This window comes from Actinotalea sp., assembly GCF_041597215.1.
In the GTDB taxonomy this organism is placed as follows: Bacteria; Actinomycetota; Actinomycetes; order Actinomycetales; family Cellulomonadaceae; genus Actinotalea.
In genome coordinates, this window is record NZ_JBFHHB010000289.1 from 1 (window position 1) to 3,565 (window position 3,565).

Below are 3,565 nucleotides of genomic sequence, written 5' to 3' on the forward strand. Positions count from 1 at the left end.
GCGGTCTTGTCGATGTAGGACACCCCCTCGAGTCCCGCGATCTCGACGGCGGTGACGTCCGGGACGGTGAGGTAGGTGTGCAGTGCCGCCTCGAGCCGGACCGGCTCGGTCCCGCGGTGCGTGAACTCCAGCTCCACGGTGAGCCGGGCCCCGACCGTCACGGTGCACGTGGCGGCGAAGGGGTGCGGCCAGGCCGAGGCGCGCGTTCCGGCGTCGTCGGTCATCGTCATCCGGACGACGACCTCGCTCCCGACCTCCTGGACGTCCGCGAGCTCCCAGAGCGCCGTCCGGCCCAGCCCGTGCTGCGGGGCGTCCGGGACACCCTCGAGGAGCCCGAACCACGGGAAGCACAGCGGGATGCCGCCGCGGATGGCGGCTCCGGCGCCGAACCGGCTGAGCGGGCTGAGCCACAGGGCGGAGGGGCGCCCGGTGGGGCCCCAGGCCGTGACGTGTGCGCCGGAGAGGTGGATCTCCGCCCAGCCCTCGGGTCCATCGACCTTCAGTACCGGGAGACCTCCGATCTCGGGGCCGAGGTGGACGGAGGCGGGAAGCGGCACGTGGTTCACGACTGCATCATGCCGCGTCGCCGGACGTCACGGTGCGCGGTTGCCGATCGTTGCCCGGTTCAGCGCGGTCCGTGCTCGAACGCCGCACTCGGCAGGTCACGCTCCCCGTCGCGCAGGGCCACGACGATGCGCGCAGCGACGGCGTCCGGGTCGAGCCCGGTCCCGAAGGCCGGGGCGGTCCCGGTCAGCGCGCGCGTGCTCAGTCCCGTGCTCGTGTGGCCCGGCCGCGCGTCGAGCAGCCGGATCCCCGATCGTCGCAGCTCCCGACCCGCCGCCTGCACGAACGCTGCGAGGCCCGCCTTGGAGGCCGAGTAGGCGGCGAGGCCCGCCGTCGGTCGCTCACTGACCGCGCCGCTCAGGGTCACGACGAAGGGCTCGCGCCCGGCCTCGGCCGAGGCCAGCAGGTGCGGGACCGCTGCGCGCAGCAGCCTGATGGGTCCGAGGGTGTTCACCTCGATGAGCTCCTCGAGCGTCTCGTCGCTCACCTCGGCGGCCGGGCCGAAGGCGACGACACCCGCCGCGATCACGACTCCGTCGAGCCGCCCGTGCGCGTCGACCGCAGCGGCCACCGCGGACTCGGCGCCCTGCGGGGTCCGCAGGTCGGCGAGGTAGGCGCCGGGACCGCTGATCCTCGCCGGCGTGCGGCCGGTGCGCACGACGGTGGCCCCTGCCGCTCGCAGGTGCGCCGCGATGCGCGAGCCCAGCCCGCCGGAGGCACCGACCACCAGGACCACTGCTCCGTCGAGGTTCACCCGACCACGGTAGGTCGGCTCGGGCGGGACCGCTCGTCAGCGGTGGTCCGGATCCCGGTGGCTCAGCGGCGCCCCGACCGACGGCGAGAGGCGCCGAAGGGCCCGCTGCCGATCGAGAAGGTCAGCCCGAGGACGAAGCCCGCGTCGTACCAGTTCCCCGCGTTGTGGACCTCGTAGATGTTCACGGTGTCGGTGAACAGCGAGACGAGGAAGGTGATCGGGACGATCAGCCCGTGCCACAGGCCCCACCAGAAGCCCACCGGGTCGCGCTCGACCCCCGCCGTGCCGACGAGCTCGTTCCCACCGGCGGCGCAGGCCGCGAGCAGGAGGAGCATCGCAGCGAGCATCAGGATGGTCCGTCCGTGCCGCATGGTCCCCACCTCCGCGAGTACCCCCAGCGAACGCCCCGGCCCCGCGGCCGTCAAGGCCCCGAGGTGCGTCCCAGCGCGTCGTGCGTCCACTGCCCGGCGAGCATGGTCCCGGCCACGGGCATCGCCCGCAGCAGATCGGCCCCGCAGGTCAACGGGTCTGCATCCAGCACGACGAGGTCCGCCGGCTCGCCCACCGCGACGGCCGAGCGCACCGAGGAGGCCAGGGCGACACGGACCGACAGGTCCTGATCGGCATGCCACGGCTCCCGCCCGTCCCTGCTGCGCGAGACCGCCGCGGCGATCGCATGCCACGGGTCGAGCGGGGCGACCGGGGCGTCCGAGCCGAGCAGGAGGCGCACCCCGGCCGCGTGCAGGTCCGCGAAGGGGTAGGCGCGGTCCGCGCGGTCGGCCCAGTAGTGGTCGATGACGTCCCGGTCGTCCATGGCGTGCTCCGGCTGGACGCTCGCGGCGACGCCGAGCGCGGCGAAGCGCGCGATGTCGCCGCGGTCGAGCAGCTGCGCGTGCTCGATGCTCCCGCGGGCGCCGGAGGCCTCGAAGGCGTCGAGCGCCAGGGCGTTCGCCCGGTCCCCGATCGCGTGGATCGCCGCGTGGATGCCATGTCGCGCGGCCTTGGCCATGAGCGGGAGGAGGTCCTCCGGGCCGACGTTGAGCACGCCATGGGTCGAGCTCCCGGTCGAGGACTGGTAGGCCTCGTGGCAGTAGGCCGTGAACGTGTTGAGCGAGCCGTCGCTGATGACCTTGAGCGAACCCATCTGCAGCAGCCCGCCGCTCCCGGGGAGGACGTCGCCGGTCGCGAGCTCACGGGCCACGGCTCCGTCGAGGTGCTCGCGCCAGACGCCGGCGGACACCCGCACACGGGTCCCCGCGCCGAGCCGTCGCTGCCAGGCCGCGAGGTTGTCGGCCATCTCGTAGTCGCCGATCCCGACGATGCCGCGTGCGGCCGAGGCCCGCACGGCGTCGTCCACCCAGGCGTCCAGGACCTCGTCGCTCCGCGCGTCGAGGCGGCCGGACAGGGCGAACCACGGGTCCTCCCGAAGGATGCCCGGGGAGACGCCGAGGTGGGCGGCGGCGGCGGTGTTCAGCCACGCGCTGTGCAGGTCCCCGCAGATCACCACGACCGGTGTCGGCGGCAGACCGGCGGCGGCGATCCCGTCGTCGAGCAGCGCGGCCGTGGGGCTGTCCGGCCACAGCCCGTCGCGGAACCCGAAGGCCACCAGCAGCTCGCCCTCGGGCACGGGCTGGGTCCGCAGCCTGCGCACCACGAGGGCCACGACGTCCTCGGCGCACGCCGCGTCTGCCACGTCCAGACGCCGACGCACGAGCGCCCATTGCGTCATGTGGACATGCGCGTCCCACAGCCCCGGCAGGACCCACCGACCACGGAGGTCGACGACCTCCTCGCCGGGTCGCTGCTCCAGCGCTGGAGCGACGGCGACCAACCGGCCGGACTCGACCCGCAGGTCGACGGCCCCCTCCGGGGTGGCGGAGCCCGACTGCCCGAGGTCGACGAGCCGGGCGGAGCGCAGCAGCACGCTCACGGCCGGAGGAGGACCTTGATCGCCCGCCGCTCGTCCATCGCGGCGTACCCCTCCGGGGCCGTCTCGAGCGGGAGCTCCAGGTCGAAGACGGGCGAGGGGTCGATCGTGCCGTCGAGCACGTCGGCGAGCAGCTCCGGGAGGTAGGCACGCACCGGGGCGATCCCGCCGCGCAGCCCGACGTTCCGCGGGAAGAGCGAGGCGAGCGAGAGACCGTCGGTCATCCCCCCGGGCACCCCGACGTAGCCCACCGTGCCACCGGGCCGGGTGATCGCCAGGGCCGTGTCCCAGGAGGACTGCATGCCGACGGCCTCCATGAC

3 protein-coding genes and 2 pseudogenes are annotated in these 3,565 nt (G+C 74.4%); all 5 read right to left on the reverse strand.

The features are described from left to right. Positions 1-566 (reverse strand): annotated as a pseudogene (locus tag ABWK99_RS14750) (D-hexose-6-phosphate mutarotase); the annotation flags it as partial. A 59-nt stretch (positions 567-625) separates the two neighbouring features. Continuing rightward, positions 626-1,318 (reverse strand): SDR family NAD(P)-dependent oxidoreductase, encoded by a 693-nt coding sequence (locus tag ABWK99_RS14755; RefSeq protein WP_372595455.1) that lies wholly within the window; start codon positions 1,316-1,318, stop codon positions 626-628. A 62-nt stretch (positions 1,319-1,380) separates the two neighbouring features. After that, positions 1,381-1,689 carry a hypothetical protein gene (locus ABWK99_RS14760; RefSeq protein WP_372595456.1) on the reverse strand — a complete coding sequence of 103 codons (309 nt, stop codon included), beginning with the start codon at positions 1,687-1,689 and terminating at the stop codon, positions 1,381-1,383. 50 nt (positions 1,690-1,739) lie between these two features. Continuing rightward, positions 1,740-3,248, reverse strand: a complete 1,509-nt coding sequence (locus tag ABWK99_RS14765; RefSeq protein WP_372595457.1) for an amidohydrolase — start codon at positions 3,246-3,248, stop codon at positions 1,740-1,742. Then, positions 3,245-3,565, reverse strand: a pseudogene (locus ABWK99_RS14770) (IMP dehydrogenase); the annotation flags it as partial. The gene ABWK99_RS14765 and the pseudogene ABWK99_RS14770, both read right to left, overlap by 4 nt.